At 72.7% G+C, this 17,179-nt stretch carries 19 protein-coding genes; 7 read left to right on the top strand and 12 right to left on the bottom strand.

Features of this window, described 5'->3' with window-relative positions; all coding sequences use genetic code 11:
- Positions 1-219 precede the first annotated feature (219 nt).
- Positions 220-1,050, bottom strand: a complete 831-nt coding sequence (locus ACZ52R_RS36230) for an EI24 domain-containing protein (RefSeq protein WP_465663300.1) — start codon at positions 1,048-1,050, stop codon at positions 220-222.
- Between the two features lie 141 nt (positions 1,051-1,191).
- On the opposite strand from ACZ52R_RS36230, the gene ACZ52R_RS36225 reads away from it, so the two are divergent.
- Entirely contained in the window at positions 1,192-1,980 is a 789-nt protein-coding gene (locus ACZ52R_RS36225; RefSeq protein WP_465663301.1) for a S1 family peptidase, read from the top strand.
- Positions 1,981-2,269: 289 nt separating this feature from the next.
- On the opposite strand, the gene ACZ52R_RS36220 is transcribed toward ACZ52R_RS36225, so the two are convergent.
- Both ACZ52R_RS36220 and ACZ52R_RS36215 read right to left on the bottom strand, forming a co-directional pair.
- Positions 2,270-3,478, bottom strand: a complete 1,209-nt coding sequence (locus ACZ52R_RS36220; RefSeq protein ID WP_465663302.1) for a helix-turn-helix domain-containing protein — start codon at positions 3,476-3,478, stop codon at positions 2,270-2,272.
- Between the two features lie 224 nt (positions 3,479-3,702).
- A complete protein-coding gene (locus ACZ52R_RS36215) occupies positions 3,703-5,142 on the bottom strand; it encodes an amino acid permease (RefSeq protein WP_465626131.1) in 1,440 nt (479 codons plus the stop codon).
- 456 nt (positions 5,143-5,598) lie between these two features.
- Between ACZ52R_RS36215 and ku the strand changes: the two genes are divergently transcribed.
- Positions 5,599-6,639 (top strand): non-homologous end joining protein Ku, encoded by a 1,041-nt coding sequence (gene ku, locus ACZ52R_RS36210; protein ID WP_465663303.1) that lies wholly within the window; start codon positions 5,599-5,601, stop codon positions 6,637-6,639.
- A 48-nt stretch (positions 6,640-6,687) separates the two neighbouring features.
- Complete coding sequence (locus tag ACZ52R_RS36205; protein ID WP_360491653.1) at positions 6,688-6,969, top strand: hypothetical protein; 282 nt, start codon at positions 6,688-6,690, stop codon at positions 6,967-6,969.
- 42 nt (positions 6,970-7,011) lie between these two features.
- Here the strand turns inward: ACZ52R_RS36205 and ACZ52R_RS36200 are convergent, their stop codons facing one another.
- Together ACZ52R_RS36200 and ACZ52R_RS36195 are read right to left on the bottom strand one after the other, a co-directional pair.
- The gene (locus tag ACZ52R_RS36200) at positions 7,012-8,400 is read right to left on the bottom strand and encodes an NADP-dependent succinic semialdehyde dehydrogenase (RefSeq protein WP_465663304.1); all 1,389 of its coding nucleotides are present in this window, start codon (positions 8,398-8,400) and stop codon (positions 7,012-7,014) included.
- A 120-nt stretch (positions 8,401-8,520) separates the two neighbouring features.
- A complete protein-coding gene (locus tag ACZ52R_RS36195; RefSeq protein ID WP_360491647.1) occupies positions 8,521-8,802 on the bottom strand; it encodes a DUF6158 family protein in 282 nt (93 codons plus the stop codon).
- Between the two features lie 184 nt (positions 8,803-8,986).
- Between ACZ52R_RS36195 and ACZ52R_RS36190 the strand changes: the two genes are divergently transcribed.
- Positions 8,987-9,985, top strand: a complete 999-nt coding sequence (locus ACZ52R_RS36190) for an adenosine deaminase (RefSeq protein ID WP_465663305.1) — start codon at positions 8,987-8,989, stop codon at positions 9,983-9,985.
- A gap of 132 nt (positions 9,986-10,117) precedes the next feature.
- Here the strand turns inward: ACZ52R_RS36190 and ACZ52R_RS36185 are convergent, their stop codons facing one another.
- The 5 genes from ACZ52R_RS36185 to ACZ52R_RS36165 all read right to left on the bottom strand — a co-directional run bounded on the left by ACZ52R_RS36185 (position 10,118) and on the right by ACZ52R_RS36165 (position 13,563).
- Complete coding sequence (locus ACZ52R_RS36185; RefSeq protein WP_465754956.1) at positions 10,118-10,705, bottom strand: dihydrofolate reductase family protein; 588 nt, start codon at positions 10,703-10,705, stop codon at positions 10,118-10,120.
- Positions 10,706-10,777: 72 nt separating this feature from the next.
- Positions 10,778-11,404, bottom strand: a complete 627-nt coding sequence (locus tag ACZ52R_RS36180; protein WP_465626141.1) for a vitamin K epoxide reductase family protein — start codon at positions 11,402-11,404, stop codon at positions 10,778-10,780.
- Complete coding sequence (locus ACZ52R_RS36175) at positions 11,401-12,195, bottom strand: DsbA family protein (protein WP_465626143.1); 795 nt, start codon at positions 12,193-12,195, stop codon at positions 11,401-11,403. The genes ACZ52R_RS36180 and ACZ52R_RS36175 overlap by 4 nt, the downstream gene beginning before the upstream one ends.
- A gap of 148 nt (positions 12,196-12,343) precedes the next feature.
- Positions 12,344-13,003, bottom strand: coding sequence for a hypothetical protein (locus ACZ52R_RS36170; RefSeq protein ID WP_465626145.1), 660 nt, complete (start codon positions 13,001-13,003; stop codon positions 12,344-12,346).
- A gap of 98 nt (positions 13,004-13,101) precedes the next feature.
- Positions 13,102-13,563: an SRPBCC family protein gene (locus ACZ52R_RS36165; protein WP_360491629.1), complete on the bottom strand. Its 462-nt coding sequence runs from the start codon at positions 13,561-13,563 to the stop codon at positions 13,102-13,104.
- A 132-nt stretch (positions 13,564-13,695) separates the two neighbouring features.
- On the opposite strand from ACZ52R_RS36165, the gene ACZ52R_RS36160 reads away from it, so the two are divergent.
- Positions 13,696-14,565, top strand: coding sequence for an Fpg/Nei family DNA glycosylase (locus ACZ52R_RS36160; protein WP_465626147.1), 870 nt, complete (start codon positions 13,696-13,698; stop codon positions 14,563-14,565).
- A gap of 56 nt (positions 14,566-14,621) precedes the next feature.
- Here ACZ52R_RS36160 and ACZ52R_RS36155 read toward each other — a convergent pair whose 3' ends face one another.
- Positions 14,622-15,479: an SAM-dependent methyltransferase gene (locus ACZ52R_RS36155; RefSeq protein ID WP_465626149.1), complete on the bottom strand. Its 858-nt coding sequence runs from the start codon at positions 15,477-15,479 to the stop codon at positions 14,622-14,624.
- A gap of 221 nt (positions 15,480-15,700) precedes the next feature.
- The gene (locus ACZ52R_RS36150) at positions 15,701-15,991 is read right to left on the bottom strand and encodes a hypothetical protein (RefSeq protein ID WP_465663311.1); all 291 of its coding nucleotides are present in this window, start codon (positions 15,989-15,991) and stop codon (positions 15,701-15,703) included.
- On the opposite strand from ACZ52R_RS36150, the gene ACZ52R_RS36145 reads away from it, so the two are divergent.
- Both ACZ52R_RS36145 and ACZ52R_RS36140 read left to right on the top strand, forming a co-directional pair.
- Entirely contained in the window at positions 15,975-16,592 is a 618-nt protein-coding gene (locus ACZ52R_RS36145; RefSeq protein ID WP_465663312.1) for a polysaccharide deacetylase family protein, read from the top strand. The genes ACZ52R_RS36150 and ACZ52R_RS36145 overlap by 17 nt on opposite strands.
- 177 nt (positions 16,593-16,769) lie before the next feature.
- Positions 16,770-17,096, top strand: coding sequence for a hypothetical protein (locus ACZ52R_RS36140; protein WP_360491614.1), 327 nt, complete (start codon positions 16,770-16,772; stop codon positions 17,094-17,096).
- Positions 17,097-17,179 lie beyond the last annotated feature (83 nt).

Genomic DNA, 17,179 nt, shown 5'->3' with positions numbered 1-17,179 from the left:
CACGCATCGGAGGAACGCAAGGGTGGCAGTCGCGGTGGCCTGCGTTCTTCAGGCGGGGTGCCGCCGGGCCAACCCCGGACCGGGTGCGGCACCGGCGCCCGGCCGGAGCCGGCCCGTCACCCGTCCACTAGCGAGGGTCGTAGACGCCGATCCCCCTGTGGGCGGCCTCACACGCCGGGCGGGCCGACTTCGGCGCAGAGTGACCGGACGGTCACGACCTCAGGGGGTCGCGTACGGGTTTCCGGGAGCGGGCTGTGCGGTGGGAGCGGGGAAGGTGGGGGTGGGCCCCTCCTCCGCCGCTTCCTCCTCCTCAGTGGTCGGGACGAGGTCGCGGGCCAGCAAGGTGGCGCCGGCGACGGCACCCGGCATGGCGAGCACCGTCACCAGTGGCACCAGGAAGGCCAGCACCAGCGGTGTGCCGAAGCCCAGCGCCAGACCGAGCCGGGCGCGCAGCAGCCGGATCCGCTCGGGCTGCGGCACTCGGCGCCGCTGCAGGGCGACGGCCGTCAGCTCGACGGTCAGGAAGAAGCCGGACACCAGGAAGCCGAGCGCCGGGACCACCGTCTGTCCGACCACCGGGATGAACCCGCAGGCGAACAGCACCACGCCGAACGCGGCCACGCGCACCAGCACGTAGACGCTGTCCCGCACCGCGATCAGCAGCTCGCGCCAGAGCGGGGTGTCCGGCGGGGTGGGTGCGCCGCCCTCGGTCTCGTCGACCTTGGCGCAGAGCGCCTCGTAGAAGGGCTGTCCGACCAGCAGGGTGACGGCGGTGAAGGTGAGGAGGGAGAACAGCAGGCCGCCGCCGAAGACGATCGCCGCGAGCGCGTCGCGCAGCAGGCCCTGCCAGGGTGAGCCCCAGTGGTCGGCGAACGGGGTGGCCCAGTCGGCGAGGTCCTTGGACCAGGCTCCGAGGAAGACGAGCGCGACGACGTAGCCGACCAGGGTGAGCAGGGCCGGCAGCATCCCGAAGCCCCACCAGCGGCCGTGTCGGCCCACCCACTTCTGGCCCATGACCAGGTACTTCATCCCCGCCGCAAGATCCCGCATGGGCGATCACCCTAGGGCCTCCGCAGCCGGAACCCCGCATTGCCGTGTTCCTGCCAGTTTCGACCGGCAAGGCCGCGCCCCTCCTGCCATGCCGTCCGCCGGGCCACTCTCGGTCTTCCCCCACCTGCAAGGAGGAGACTGATGAAGCGTCAATTCGGCAGAGTGTTCAGCCTGTTGGCCGGTCTGGTGCTCGGTGCCGGCGTGCTGGTGCTGCCCGCCGCCGCCTCGCCCGCGCCGTCGCCGACCGTGGTCGGCGGCACACGGGCGGCGCAGGGCGAGTTCCCGTTCATGGTGCGGCTCTCGATGGGCTGCGGCGGCGCGCTCTACACCTCGCAGATCGTGCTGACCGCCGCCCACTGCGTCGACGGCACCGGTGCCGACAGCAGCATCACCGCCACCGTCGGCGCGGTCGACCTGCGCAGCGGCAGCGCGATCAAGGTCCGCTCGTCGTACGTCTACCAGTCGCCCGCCTTCACCGGTGCCGAGAACGGCGACGACTGGGCACTGATCAAGCTGGCCTCGCCGGTGAACAGCAGCCAGGTCAGCACCCTGCCGATCGCCACCTCCAGCGCCTACGACAACGGCACCTTCACCATCATGGGCTGGGGTGCGGCGAGCGAGGGCGGCGCCCAGCAGCGGTACCTGCTCAAGGCCACCGTGCCGTTCGTCGACGACGCGACCTGCGCCGGCGCCTACCCGGGCCTGAACACCGCCGGCTCGCTCTGCGCCGGCTACGTCGCCCAGGGCGGTGTCGACACCTGTCAGGGTGACTCCGGCGGCCCAATGGTCCGCAAGGACACGGCGGGTCGCTGGGTCCAGGTCGGCATCGTCAGCTGGGGCAACGGTTGCGCCCGCGCGGGCTACCCGGGCATCTACACCCAGGTGAGCACCTACGCGGCCGACATCGCCGCCGCGGCGGCCGGTCTCTGAGTCGGTCTCCGTGCCGGTCTCCGAGTCGACCTCCGAGCCGACCCGGCAGGGTCGGTCGGCCGGGTCGAACCGGTGAAGCGGGGTCGGCCACCACTCCCGCAGGTGGTGGCCGGCCCCGCCGTCCTTCGGCGGGGCCGGGCCTCGCCGACCGGCCCGTTCCACCGGGCGTTCGCCCGGTCCGCGCGGCGCCGGACGGCCTGAACCGGACCGCCTGAACCGGACGGCCTGAACCGGACCGCCTGAACCGAACCGCCGCCATGCCCGGGCAGGTACCGCCCTGCCCGGGCATTCACCTGCGCAGCCACTCCTCGGCCCGCCGCTGCTCGCGGGCGACACGGCCGGTGGTGCGGCCGGTCGGGCTCCGGGGCAGGCGGGCGAGCAGGGCCGCGGCGGCCTCGCGGTGGCCGGCGAGGGCGTGGGCGCCGGCGAGGCGGGCGGTGACCAGCGCGTGGTCACGCGGGTGGGCGGCCGGGTCGAGGACTCGCAGCACGGCCTCCAGCCGGGCTGCCGCGGTGCGGGCGTGGGTGGTGCGGGCGCGGGCGGTGTGGCCGGTGTGGGCGGCGAGGTCCCGCTGGCAGGTGCCGTGGGCGACGGCCAGGACCAGCTCGGCGCGCGCCGCCCAGGGCGCCGGCTCGCCGGAGCGCAGCGCGGCCGCGGTCAGCCGCCGGGCGTCCGCCAGCGCCCGGTGCACGTACGGCGTCTCGCCGGCCAGCGCGTGGGCGTGGGCCCGGGCGACGGCGGTCCAGGCCCGCAGCCCCGGCAGGGGCGGGGCGGCGGTGCGGGCGGCTTCGGCCAGGGCGAGGGCGGTGGCCGGGTCGCCGCGCCACCAGTGCAGGGTGCTCTGCCGGGTGAGCAGCGCGGCCGTGGTGGCCTGGTCGCCGGTGGCGCGCGCCCACTCCAGGCCGGTGGCGTACCAGCCGAGCGCGCGGGCGCGGCGGTCGCCCTCGAAGTGGGCCCAGCCGGCGAGTTCGGCGTACTGGGCGGCGAGCGAGCGGACCGCGGCGAGGCTCTCGGGCGGGGCGGTGTGCTGCCAGCCGGCCAGGGTGCGGGCGTGGTGCTCCAGGACGGCGGCCAGTTCCTCGCCGCCGATCCGGTCGGCGGCGGTGCGGTAGACGGCGAGCAGCTGGGCGAGCACCTCGACGGTGGCGGCGTCCGGTGGGGCGGTGTCGGCGGCGAGCGGTGTCCGGATGGCGACGGCGAGTTCGCCGAGGCGTTCGCGCTCCTGCCGGACGGTCTGCCAGAGTTCCGCCAACTCGCCGCAGGCGATGAGGAGTTCGTCGGCCCGGGCGGGCATGCCCGGCGGCGGCCAGCGCCGGGCGTTCTCCACTCGGCTGATCAGCGAGTTGTGGTAGCCGAGCAGCCGGCCGAGCTCGGACTGGCTGAGGCCGCGGGCCTCGCGCCAGTGGCGCAGCCGACGGCCGAAGCGCTGGCGCGCGGACTCTGGTTCCGAGCGGGGTGGGGACGGCGAGGGTGGCGTGGGGGTGGGCAGGGGCGGCACGGGGTCTCCCGGAGAGGGTGGGGGAGCGCTCGTGGGGGAGCGCCATGCCCAGGTATCCCCCTTGACGTGCCTTGGTCAAACGATGTCGCGTCAGTGTCCTGCCGGTGTCGTGCTGCCACCGTGTCGCCATCGTGCCGACAGGGCGGGGGCCCGGGAAACGGCGCCGGGCCCGGGAGCCTCCGTAGCGGCTCCCGGGCCCGGCGTTCCCGCGCGGTGCGGACGGGTCAGGACTCCGCCGCCACCGCGGCCCGCCGCCGGCGGCCCACCACGGCCGAGGCCGCGAGCACGATCGCCGCGGCGACCAGCGACAGGTACATCTGCTTGCGCCCGTCGGCGTCGGTGAACATGTACGCCATGACGAACCCGATCATGCCCATCGCGGTCCAGGTCAGGTACGGGTACAGCCACATCCGGACGGTCAGCCGCTCGGGCATCTCCCGCTCGATGATCTTGCGCATCCGCAGCTGGGTGGCGCAGATCACCAGCCAGACGAAGAGCGCGACCGCACCGGAGGAGTTGAGCAGGAAGGCGAACACCGTGTCCGGCGAGGTGTAGTTGAAGAAGACCGCGACGAAACCGAAGACCACCGAGGAGAGGATGGCCACCCGCGGCACGCCGCGGTCGGTCACCTTCGCGAAGGCCTTCGGGGCGTCGCCGCGCTGGCCGAGCGAGAAGGCCATCCGGGAGGCGGTGTACATCCCGGAGTTGAGGCAGGATAGCACCGCGGTCAGCACGATCACGTCCATCACCTGGCCGGCGCCCGGGATGCCGATGTGGTCCAGCACCGCCACGTACGGGCTGGCCTTGACCTCGGCCGAGTCCCAGGGCAGCAGGGTGACCACGAGCAGGATCGAGCCCAGGTAGAAGATGCCGATGCGCCAGATCACGCTGTTGGTGGCCTTGGTGACCGCCTTCTGCGGGTCCTCCGACTCGCCGGCGGCCAGGGTGACGATCTCGCTGCCCATGAAGGCGAAGACGACGGTCAGCATGCCGGTGAACACCGCGCCCACCCCGTGCGGCAGGAAGCCGCCGTGGCCGGTCAGGTTGCTGGTGCCGACCGCGTGGGTGCCGGGCAGCAGGCCGAAGGCGGCGAGGAGGCCGATCACCAGGAAGGCGGCGATCGCGACCACCTTGATCCCGGCGAACCAGAACTCGAACTCGCCGTACGAGGCCACCGAGAAGAGGTTGGTGGCGGTCAGCACCGCCATCACGATCAGCGCCCAGCCCCACTGAGGCACGCCGGGCACCCACTGGTTGAGGATCTTCGCGCCGGCCGTCGCCTCGACCGCCAGCACCACGACCCAGAAGAACCAGTACAGCCAGCCGATGGAGAACCCGGCCCAGCGGCCCAGCGCGCGGTCCGCGTACGCCGAGAAGGAGCCGCTCTGCGGATCGGCCGCGGCCATCTCGCCGAGCATCCGCATCACCAGCACGACCAGCGCGCCGGCCAGTGCGTAGGAGAGCAGGATGCCGGGGCCGGTGGACGCGATGCCCGCGCCGGAGCCGACGAAGAGGCCGGCGCCGATCACGCCGCCGATGGCGATCATCGACAGGTGGCGGTTCTTGAGCCCGGCCTTCAGGTTGCCGTCTCCGCCGTGCCCGTGCGGCCCCGCCTGGTGGGGGACCTGGGCGGCTGCCGCCGACTTGGTGGTGTTCGCACTCATCTAGGGGTGCCCTGTGCCTTTCCAGCGCGGCGACCCCGGGCTCGTCGCCACAGGGTGGGGGGACAGACCCGCGCATTGCGGTGCAACCTAACTTCTACGCCCGAGTATCGGAACAAGGCATTGATAACTGTTCGCTTACCGGACACAAAAGGCCAGGTCAGAGCGGGTGCGACAGGGGTCCGGAAAGCTCAGATCTGACGCAGCGTCAGGTGGGTGGAGGCCGGGCGAGCTCAGATCCCCTCAGCGGAGCGTGGTCGCCTCCGTGCGGGCGGTCATCCGCATCGACCTCCCTCGGCCCGTGGGCGGCCCGGTGTGGCCGATCGGGGCAAACCCGGGCAGAGTGGGATTCTCGGGGCATTCGTCGGAGCGCTCCCGAGCGTGCTCGGCGCCCTCGGTTCCCGGTGATCGCCGGTTCCCGGCGGCCGTCGGCTCCCGGCGCCGGACAGGAGCGACCCCATGCAGACCACCTGGAAGGGGACGATCAGCTTCGGGCTGGTCAGCATCCCCGTCCACCTCTACTCCGCGACGCAGGAGCACGACGTCCCGCTGCACCAGGTGCACGCCAAGGACGGCGGCCGGGTGCGGATGAAGCGGTACTGCGAGCAGGAGGAGAAGGAGGTCCCGTACGCGGAGATCGCCAAGGGCTACGAGTCCCCCGACGGGCGGACCGTCACGCTCAGCGACGAGGACCTCGCCGACCTGCCGCTGCCCAGCAAGAAGGTCATCGACGTGCTGGCCTTCGTCGACGAGGGCGAGATCGACCCGCTGATGTTCTCCAAGGCCTACTACGTGGGTGTCGCCGACAAGGCCGCCGCCAAACCGTACGCGCTGCTGCGCGACGCGCTCACCGAGTCCGGGCAGATCGCCGTCACCAAGATCGCGCTGCGCACCCGGGAGTCGCCCGCGGTGCTGCGGGTGCACGACAACACGCTGGTGCTGCAGACCTGCATCTGGCCCGACGAGGTCCGCCCGGCGGCCGGGATCGCGCCCGAGGAGAACGTCACCGTCCGGCCGCAGGAGCTCAAGATGGCGCGGTCGCTGATGGACACCCTCTCCGAGGACTTCGACCTGGCCCAGCTGCACGACGACTACCAGCAGGCGCTGCAGCAGGTGATCACCGCGCGGCTGGAGGGCGTCGAGATCCCGCACGAGGAGGAGCCCGGCGAGGCGCCGGACAACGTGATCGACCTGATGGAGGCGCTGCGCAGCAGCCTCAAGCGGGCCAAGGGCGGCCACGGACCGGCGGCGGAAGCGGAACCGGAAGCGGAGGCGGAATCGGAGGCGGAGCCGGCTTCGGCGGAGGAGCAAAAGCCCACTCCGCGCAAGCGCGCCGCCGCGAAGAAGAGCGCCCCCGCCGCCCAGCGGACCACCGAACAGACTGCCAAGCGGACCGCCGAGAAGAGCACCACGGCGAAGAAGAGCACCACGGCGAAGAAGACGCCCGCGGCGAAGAAGACCACGAGCCGGAAGTCCACGGCTCCCCGCAGGGCCTCCTGACCCCCGGGCCAGGCCTTTCCCTCCCGTCCAGCATTGGAGGCGATCCCGATGGACCTGCTGACCTACAAGGAAGTCGAAGCCGGCCCCGAGGCCCAGAGAAACCAGGGCTTCGGGCACCGGGCCTGGAACTGGCTGCTCACCCTCAGCCCCACCGTGGTGACGTTCATGATCGCGCTCTCGGTCGGGCTCGGCATGGTCGCCACCCAGGTGAGCCTGACGCCGATGCTGGTGCTGATGGCGATCTTCTGGGGCTGTACCGTCGTCGCGATGGTCGGCGTGATCGCCCGCTGGATGACGCCCGGCCGGGGCAGGCACCGGATCGCGGCCTGACCCGGCCGGTGAGCGCCGGGGTGAACGGGGCTCCGGGAGAGATCAGCCGATCCACACCGTGGTGACGTTGCAGAACTCCCGGATCCCGTGCCCGGACAGCTCCCGCCCGAAGCCGGAGCGCTTGACGCCGCCGAACGGCAGTGCCGGGTGGGAGGCGGTCATCCCGTTGAAGAACACCCCGCCGGCCTGGATGTCGCGCACGAAGCGCTCCTGCTCGTCCTCGTCCCGGGTCCAGACGTTGGAGCTGAGGCCGAACGGGGTGTCGTTGGCGAGCGCCACCGCCTCGTCCAGGTCGGCGACCCGGTAGACGGTGGCCACCGGCCCGAAGGTCTCCTCCTGGTGGATCCGCATGGCCGGGGTGATGCCGGTCAGCACCGTCGGCTCGTAGAAGTACCCGGTGTCCCAGCCCTCCGGGCGCCCGCCGCCGCACTCGACCCGGGCACCGTGCGTCCGGGCGTCCTCGACCAGCTCCTCCAGGTCGTCCCGGCCCTGCCGGCTGGCCAGCGGGCCGACGTCGGTGGCCTCGTCCATCGGGTCGCCGACGCGCAGTGACCGCATCGCCTCGGCGAAGCCGGCGGTGAAGCGGTCGTAGACGTCGGTGTGCACGATGAAGCGCTTGGCGGCGATGCAGGACTGGCCGTTGTTCTGCGCCCGGGCGCGGACGGCGGTCTGCACCGCCGCGTCCAGATCGGCGCTCGGCAGGACGACGAACGGGTCGCTGCCGCCCAGCTCCAGCACCGCCTTCTTCACCACGTCGGCCGCGGTGGCGGCGACCGCCCGCCCGGCCGGCTCGCTGCCGGTGAGGGTCACCGCGGCCACCCGGGGATCCCGGATCACGCCCTCGACCGCGCCCGAGCCGATCAGCAGCGTCTGGAAGCAGCCCTCCGGGAAGCCGGCCCGCTGGAACAGCTCCTCGAGCGCCACCGCCGTGCGCGGCACATTGGACGCGTGCTTGAGCAGGCCGACGTTGCCCGCCATCAGGGCCGGCGCGGCGAACCGGATCACCTGCCAGAACGGGAAGTTCCACGGCATCACGGCCAGCACCGGCCCGATCGGGCGGTAGCGGACGTAGGCGCGGGCGGCGCCGGAGTCGGTGACGTCGGCCGGGGCCGGGTGCTCGTCGGCGAGCAGCGCCTCGGCGTTGTCCGCGTACCAGCGCATCGCCTTCGCGCACTTGGCGGCCTCGGCGCGGGCGGCGGCGAGCGGCTTGCCCATCTCCTCGGTCATGGTCCGGGCGACCGCCTCCCGGTCCTGGTCCAGCAGGTCGGCGGCGCGGCGCATCAGCTCGGCCCGGGCGGCGAACGGGGAATTGCGGTAGCCGTGGAAGGCGGCCTCGGCACGGGCCAGCCGCCGCTCGAGTCCGGCCGCGTCGAGCGGTTCGAAGGTCTCCAGGGTCTCGCCGGTCGCGGGGTTGACGCTGGCGATGGGCATACGGGGCTCCCGAGGGGGTCTGGGTCCGGTGCGTCTGCCCTCACACCCTCCCCGACGGCCGGGCTCCGGGCACGCCACGGCGCGCCCGGCGTGTCCCGCCGGGCGCGCGGACCGGCCCCGTCACTCCGGCAGCGACTCCACCCGGGCCGCCGCCTCCCGGGCCCGGGCGCCGGCCCTGGTCCGCCCGGCGGTCACCTGCCGGCTGGGGAACCGGTGCAGGTACTCGGCCTCCAGCTGCCCGGTGCGCAGGGTGTGCCGCTTCAGCGCCTCCTCCGAGCCGTACAGGAAGGTCTCGTGGCGCGTGCGGTGCAGCTGTTCCAGCTCGTGCAGGAGCGTGTCATTGCCCAGAGCGTGCGGGGAGATGCCCTCGGGCCGGATGTGCGTGGCGTCGGCGTGCCGCATCTCGGTACCTCCTCGGCGGAAGCCCCCTCCTACGGGGTGCCCGGTGGCCGTCGCCGGTACACCCGTGCGCTCCGGGGCGTGCCCGGGGGCGGATCGCGGCGGAGCATCGGCGTTGACCGTCCGGATCGTAGGATGAATCTTTCCGTACCTTCGGGTTTCCCGCTACCGCTCGGACAGATCGCTGATGCCGCTTCCCAAGGCCGAACTCCACCTGCACATCGAAGGCACCCTGGAGCCCGAACTCGCCTTCGAGCTCGCGGCCCGCAACGGGGTCGAGCTGCCGTACGCCGACGCCGAGGAGCTGCGCACCGCGTACTCCTTCAGCGACCTGCAGTCCTTCCTGGACCTGTACTACGCGCTGATGGCCGTGCTGCGCACCGAGGACGACTTCGCCGACCTCGCCGACGCCTACCTGGCACGGGCCGCCGAGCAGGGCGTCCGGCACGCGGAGATCTTCTTCGACCCGCAGGCGCACACCGCGCGCGGGGTGCCGCTGGGTGTGGTGGTGGACGGTCTGACCCGGGCGCTGTCGCGCAGCGAGGAGCGGTACGGGATCAGCACCCGGCTGATCATGTGCTTCCTGCGGGACGAGTCCGCCGAGTCCGCGCTGGAGACCTTCGAGGCCGCCCGCCCGTACTTCGACCGGATCGCGGGCATCGGCCTGGACTCGGCCGAGGTCGGCAACCCGCCGGCGAAGTTCCGCGAGGTGTACCGCCGGGCCGCCGAGGCCGGACTGCGGCGTGTCGCCCACGCGGGCGAGGAGGGCCCGGCCTCGTACATCACCGAGGCGCTGGACGTCCTCGGCGTCGAACGGATCGACCACGGGCTGCGCTGCCTGGAGGACGGCGAACTGGTCGCCCGCCTGGTCCGCGAGCAGATCCCGCTGACCCTCTGTCCGCTGTCCAACGTCCGCCTGCGCTGCATCGACACGATCAACGACCACCCGCTGCGCGAGATGCTGGAGGCCGGCCTGCTGGTCACCGTCAACTCCGACGACCCGGCGTACTTCGGCGGCTACGTCGAGGACAACTTCCGCGCCGTCCGCGAGGCCCTCGGGCTGGACCAGGAGACCCTGCGCCGGCTGGCCGCCAACTCCTTCCGCGCCTCCTTCATCGACGAGGGACGGCGGGCCGAACTCCTGGCCGAGGTCGAGGCGTTCACCTTCGGCCCGGCGGCGGGCTGACGCGGGCGGATCGCCCGACACTCCCACCCGGGCGGGCCGGCCTGGCCGGCCTGTCCGGGGGACCACCCCGCCGCCGGAGCCCCCGGCCCAGCTGGGCCTGCGGCTACTCCGGCACGGCCGCCTTCACCGACCTCACGGGGCTGCCGAGGCAGCCCCGTGGTCCCGGACGTAGTGGAGCAGGGTGACGCCGTTGGTGAACCGGTGGGTCCCGGTCAGGGTGAGCGGGGTGGGGCGGTCGGTCGGGCGGAAGAACAGGGTGCCGCGGCCGAGCACGACCGGGTGGACGTAGAGGCGGAACTCGTCGATCAGGTCCTGGTCGAGGAAGGACGAGGCCAGGTTCGCGCCGCTGAGCGAGAGGTCACCGCCCGGGCCTTCGGTGAGGGCGGCGACCGACTCCGGGGTGACCTCGCGGACCACCGTGGTGTTCCAGTCGGCGTGGTCGAGGGTGCGGGAGAAGACGATCTTCGGCATCGCGCGCCAGATGCCCGCGAACTCGATCATCGGGCCGTCGGCGGCCGGGTCCCGGTCGGCGGTCGGCCAGTACGAGGCCATCAGCTCGTGCGTCACCCGGCCGGAGACGAAACCACCCATCCGGGCGAGTTCCCGGTTGAAGTGGGTGTGCACCTCGTCGTCGACCAGGTGCCAGGAGAGGTCGTGGTCCGGGCCCTCGAAGTAGCCGTCCACCGAGAGGGAGACGAAGAGGACGATCCTGCGTCGCATGAAGCCCCCACGAGGAGGAGTGGTCCGGTGGCCCTCCCGCTCCGGACGGGGGCGGGAGGGCGGCGGACCGGATCAGATCAGGGTGCTCCAGTAGTACCAGAACCGGTTGAGGATCAGCAGCGCGATCACCGCGTACCACAGCGCCGGAACGGCCCAGTGGTAGCGGGCCGCCTCCCGGACGACCACGCGCAGGCGCGGGCCCACGGGGATCACGCCGCTGCGCAGGTTGTGCAGCGTGGTGTACCAGAACAGCGGGACCACCGCTGCCCACACCACCATGCAGTACGGGCAGAGCGCGCCGATCCGGTAGAGCGCCTGGTACATCAGCCAGGTCACGAAGCCGACCCCGAAGACCGTCCCGGCCTGCAGGCCGAGCCAGAACCAGCGCCGGTACGTCGCACCCGCGAGCAGCCCGGCACCCACCGCGATGACGACCCCGAAGGCCACCAGCCCGATCAGCGAGTTGGGGAAGCCGAAGGCCTCGGCCTGCGCGCTGCGCATGATCGAGCCGCAGCTGATGATCGGATTGATGTTGCAGTTGGGGACGTACGACGGGTCCTTCAGCAGCCGGATCTTGTCCAGGGTGAGGACCGCCGAGGCGAACAGGCCGACCGCGCCGCCGATCAGCAGCAGCCAGGCGAACGGGCGGCTCGCGCCGTGGGCCGTTCCGACGGCAGCGGCCGGGGAGGGGGCCGTCACCCGGTCACCTGCTTGACCAGCGCGGTGAACTGCTCGGGCGAGGCCGCCTTGCCGTCGGTGAGGACGTCCAGCTTCCGGCCGTCCAGCTTGACCGTCGGGGTGCCGGTGACGTCGCTCCTGTCGAACTCCTCGTTGACCTTGGCCGCCCACGGCGCGTAGGTGCCCTCCTGGACGGCCTTGACGAAGGCGTCCGTCTTCAGACCGGGCACCCGGCCGGCCAGGTCCAGGACGTGGTTGACGTCGCCGAAGGCGTCGCTGCGCTCGTCCGGCTGGTTGGCGTAGAGCACGTCGTGGAACTGCTTGAACTTGTCCACGCCCTCGTTCAGGGCGGCGCCAGCGGCGGCCAGCGCGGTGCGCGAGCCCTTCCCGCCGAGGTTCTTGTCCAGGAACGTCGCCAGGTGGTACTCGATCTTGTACGTGCCCGCGTCGGCGAGCTGCTGGATGGTCGTGCCGGTGGTGGTCTCCAACTGCTCGCAGAACGGGCAGCGGAAGTCCTCGTAGATCGACAGTGTGTGCGGGGCGTCGGCCTTGCCGTAGGAGATCACCGTGCCGCCGTCGCCAGTCGCGTTCGCCGGAACGACCACCGGGCCGCTCGCGGCGGCGTCCGAACCGGAGCCGGAGGAGCCGCCGACGGCGAAGGCCACGCCCGCCGCGAGGGCCAGCACCGCGGCGGAGGCGACGCCGACCACCACCCGGCGGCGGATCCGGTCGGAGCGCTCGGCCTGGGCGCGGGCGCTGCGCATGCGGTCGGTGGCGGAGGTCTTCTGGTCGGTCTTGCGGGTGTTGCTCATGGGGTGTCGTCCTGTGCTCTCGGGCGTGCGGGGGTGCGGGCGCGGCCGGTCGGGGCCTGCGCGGGGAGAGACGGCCGGGTGAGCGAGCGGGCTCGGGTCGCGCGGGGAAGCCCGGGGTGAGCAAGGAAGCTCGGGTCGAGCGAAGGGCTCAGACGGCCAGGGCGAACACCGGCGGACCGCGCCGGACGGCCGGACGGACGACGACGTCCTCGGCGGGGACCAGCACGCGGCTGGCCGGGGGGAACGGCATCCGCGCCACCGGACGGGCCGGGACGGGCGCGGTGAGCAGCAGCAGCCGGCGGGCGGCGGCCGGGAGGTGGCGGTGCAGGAACTCGCCCAGCATCCGGACCGCCCGGGCGAGGCCGGACAACGCGGCGTCCGCGCGGCGCAGCCAGTACGCGCCGACCAGCGCGATCACCGCGTGCAACAGCAGGAGCAGCAGCACGCCGGTCTGCTGGGAGACGCCGTGGCCGAGCAGGAAACCGCCCAGCGAACCGCCGCCGCACAGCAGCGGCTGCAGGCCGTGCCCGGCGCCGGGCGGCAGGGAGGGACAGGCGGTCTGGGCGACGTCGAACAGCGCGCCGGCGCCCAGCTGCAGGGGCAGGAACACCGCGGCGATCGTCGGGTAACCGCGCTCGCGGCCCGCCAGGGCGAAGGCCACCGCGAAGACGGCGACCGAGGCGAGGAGCATCGGACCGACCGGCAGCGCGCGGCCGGTGACCAGCACCTGACCGAGCCCGGCGAGCAGCACGACCAGCGCGGCGAAGACCGCCGCGCGAAGCGTCCTGGTGACCGGGCCGATGTCCATGGCATCCGAGTCTGCCACAGGTTGAAAGTGGAACGGTCTGCTCGGCGGCGCTCTGTGAAGAGCCTCACCACCTGTGCTGAGCTGGGCTTATGTGTCTCTTACGGCTCCTGCGGCGGCTCGTCGGCGGCGCTCACCCGGGCCTCGACCAGCTCCCGGAAATGCTGCAGGTCCTCGCGGACCGTCCGCTCGATCGCCCCGGCCTGGGCGAAGCCGCGCGGCCCGCCGAACGCCTCGTGCACCGCCTCCGGGTCGTACTCCACCCGGATCTGCAGCCGGGTGTGCCGGGCGTCGAGCGGCAGCAGGGCGAACGCGCCGCGGAGCCGGAGGGAGTCCAGCGTCCGCCAGGCCATCACCCGGCCCCGGCCGCGGTCGGTGATCTCGGTGTCGACCGAGCGCTCGGCGCCGCCGACCGCCACCCCGAGGTGCGCCAGGTTCTGCCCGTGCGGATGGGCACTGCGGACGCCGTCGACGAACCGCGGGTAGTCGTGCACCCGGTGGAGCTGCTCCCAGGCGGCGAGGACGGGGGCGGCGATGTCGATCTGTTCCTCAAGGGTGCTCATGGCGGCGCGGCACCTCCCTCCGTTCCAGCCTGCGCTTCGGGGTGGGGGTGGGCAAAGGCGGCGGAGGCGGAGGGGCGGTTGCGGCAGCGGGCAGGGCGCGCGTCGGGCGGTGGGCTGGGGGAGACTGGGCGCATGCCGGAGCTGCCCGAGGTCGAGGCGCTGAGCGCCTTCCTGTCCGAGCGGCTGACCGGGCGTGTGATCGCCCGGGTGCAGCCGGTGGCGATCAGCGCGCTGAAGACGTACGACCCGCCGGTGACGGCGCTGGAGGGACGGACGGTCGGCGCGGTGGCCCGGCGCGGCAAGTTCCTGGACATCGAGGCCGACGGGCTGCACCTGGTGGTCCACCTGGCCCGGGCGGGCTGGCTGCGGTGGAAGGACAGCCTGCCCGCCGAGCCGCCGCGGCCCGGCCCGAAGAACCCGCTGGCGCTGCGGCTGCGCCTGGAGGGCGAGGCCGGTGACGGTTTCGACCTCACCGAGGCCGGGACGAAGAAGGGCCTCGTGGTCTACGTGGTGAAGGACCCGGCCGAGGTGCCGGGCGTGGCCAGGCTCGGCCCGGACCCGCTGGATCCGGGCTTCACCCTGGACGCCTTCGCCGCGCTGCTGCGGGACGACCGGCACCGGATCAAGGGCGTGCTGCGGGACCAGAGCGTGCTGGCGGGGGTGGGCAACGCCTACTCGGACGAGGTGCTGCACGCGGCCCGGATGTCGCCGTACAAGATCGCGGCCAGTCTGAGCGAGGAGGAGACGGCGCGGCTGTACGAGGCGCTCGGCAGCACGCTGCGCGAGGCGGTGGAGCGCTCGCGCGGGCTGGCGGCGGGGGACCTGAAGGCGGAGAAGAAGCTCGGGTTGCGGGTGCACGGCCGGACCGGCCAGCCGTGCCCGGTCTGCGGGGACACCGTACGGGAGGTGTCCTTCGCGGACTCCTCGCTGCAGTACTGCCCGACCTGCCAGACCGGGGGCAAGCCGCTGGCCGACCGGCGGATGTCGCGGCTGCTGAAGTGAACCCGGTGCCGGGCGGGTCGGTGTGCGGCCGTCCTGCCCGGCACCGGTTCGGCGGCTCAGCGCTTGATGGCGACGCCGCCCCAGTAGTACGCGGCCTTCGGGTCGGCCGGGGGCTCGCCGTCCGGGCGCCAGGCCAGGACCGGGGCGACGCCCGGCTCGACCAGCTCCCAGCCGTCGAAGAAGCGGACCACGTCGTCGTAGGAGCGCGGTACCAGGGTCATCCCGCCGGCCCGGGCGGCCTTGGCGACCTTGCCGACGGCCTCCGGGTCGAAGTCCGGGGTGGGGGTGGTGAGGGCGATGCAGCTGCCGGCGGGCAGGGCGTCGCGCAGCGCGGCGACCCGGCCCCACGGGTCGTCCTCGTCGGCGATCAGCATCAGTACGGCGATCATCAGCAGGCCGACCGGCTCGGTGAGGTCGAGGGTGGAGGTGAGCGCCGGGTCGGCGAACAGTTCCTCGGGCTTGCGCAGGTCGGCGTGGATGTAGGTGGTGCGGCTGGCCGGGCTGGAGACCATCAGCGCCCGGGCGTGGGCGAGCACGATCGGGTCGTTGTCGACGTAGACCACCCGGGTGCCGGGGCTGACGGCCTCGGCGATCTCGTGGGTGTTGGGCGAGGTGGGGATGCCGGTGCCGAGGTCGAGGAACTGACGGATGCCGTGTTCCCGGGCCAGGTGGCGGACGGCCCGGCCCTGGAAGGCGCGGTTGGCCTTGGCCATCTCCTTGACGCTCGGCACGGCCTGCTCGATGGCCTGCCCCATGGCGCGGTCCGGCGGAAAGTTGGTCTTGCCGCCCAGCCAGTAGTCGTACACGCGCGCGGAGTGCGGAGTGGTGGTGTCGACGCCGAAACGTTCCCACTGGCTCGGCTCGACGGCGTCGTCCTGCGGGCCCTGCTGGGGGAAGTTCTGACTTGTCGTCATGGCCACGTCCTCTGATGGCAGATCATCACACTGGGGAAGGCACAGCGTAGCGGCCCGGGCGGGAGGCCGAGCGTCCGGTCGGGGAAGACCGGCGGAAGAACCCGGGAAGCGGGGTGTGTGCGACCGCCCTTGGGCCGTCGGAGTGGTGATCGGGGCTGTAGGGGCTACCCCTGGGAGGGGCGGTGACGGCCGGGGGAAGCATTCAGAATGCTGTCAGATCGTCAGATTACTTCGCGAAGATTGCTGCTGGTCGCGGCCGGGATGTCCCTGCTGGGGGCGGCCGCCGGTTGCCGGAGCCCCTGGAACGGCGAGGAGAGTGGCGCCGAAGTGGGGGTCGCCGAGATCGCCCTTCCGGTGGCGCCGCCCGGGCCCGAGGGAGCGCCGGGCGCCGCACCGGCCGCGCCGTCGGCGGTGCCCTCGTCGACCGCTTCGCCCTCGATGACCCGCCCGTCGCCGTCCGCCTCCCCGTCGGCCGCTGCGCCGAGCGTGGTGCCCGTGCACAAGACGCTCACGGACGCGGAGAGCAAGCCGGTGTACGAGCTGGACGCGGCGCGGCGGGTGGTGGCGCTCACCATCGACGACGGGCCGGACCCCCGGCACACGCCCACCGTGCTGGCGCTGCTCCAGCAGCACGGGATCCGGGCGACCTTCTTCCTGATCGGCGAGAACGCGGTCGAGCACCCGGAGCTGGTGCGGGAGATCGCGGACCGAGGCCACCACATCGCCAACCACACCTGGACCCACCCGGACCTACGGCACCTGTCCGAGACCAAGGTGAAGGACGAGTTGGAGCGCACCACGGACCTGCTGCACAGGACCACCGGCCGGCTGCCCACCTGGTTCCGCGCGCCGGGCGGGGACTGGTCCCCGGTCTCGCTCAAGGTGGCCACCGACCTCGGGATGCGCAACATGGGCTGGTCGGTGGACCCGAGGGACTGGGCCCGGCCGGGCACCTCGGTGATCACCGACCGGATCCTCAAGGACGTCCGGCCCGGGGCGATCGTGCTCAACCACGACGGCGGAGGGGACCGCTCGCAGACGGTGGCGGCGCTGAAGACGTACCTGCCGGTGCTCATCGACTCGGGGTACTCCTTCACGGCTCCGCCGAACTGAGCGACACGGATCGATGGGGAGTGACATGCGGGATGGACGGCAAGGTGGCGGCTTTTCGGTTCAAACCACTCGAAAGGGTGGATTGGAAGAACCGTTTCTGCGGATTTCTGGCTTCTAGGGTGGTCTCGCACCAATTCATCAGGTACCGCCCGGGTACCACCTGAAAGGCCCTCACCCATGCGTCTCCGCAACACCGTTCTCGCCGTCGCCAGCGCCGTCGCCCTCGTTCTCGCCGTTCCGATGTCCGCCAACGCCGCCACCGGCGACTTCCTCTACAAGGTCGGCCCCGGGGTCCCGGCCGGGATCGCCGACCCGGAGAGCGGCAAGTGCATCGACCTGTTCGGCGCGACGGAGAAGGCCCCGGCCTTCGCGCCGGAGAACTTCACCACCTCCACGGCCACGGTGTTCCTCGACTTCGGCTGCAACGGCGACACGTTCTACGTCATGAACCCCGGCAAGAAGCTGGGCGACCGGCTGAAGCTGCGTTCCGTCATCTTCTCCTGAGGCCGACGGACGGGCTGGACCTCCCGGGCGGGCGGTCCGGCGATCGGTAGGGACCGATCGCCGGGCCGCCCGTCTGTTGGGGC

This window comes from Kitasatospora sp. NPDC034023 (genome assembly GCF_055575795.1).
The sequence above is the reverse complement of the archived record's forward strand: the minus strand, read 5'-3'. Positions and strand labels throughout refer to the sequence as shown.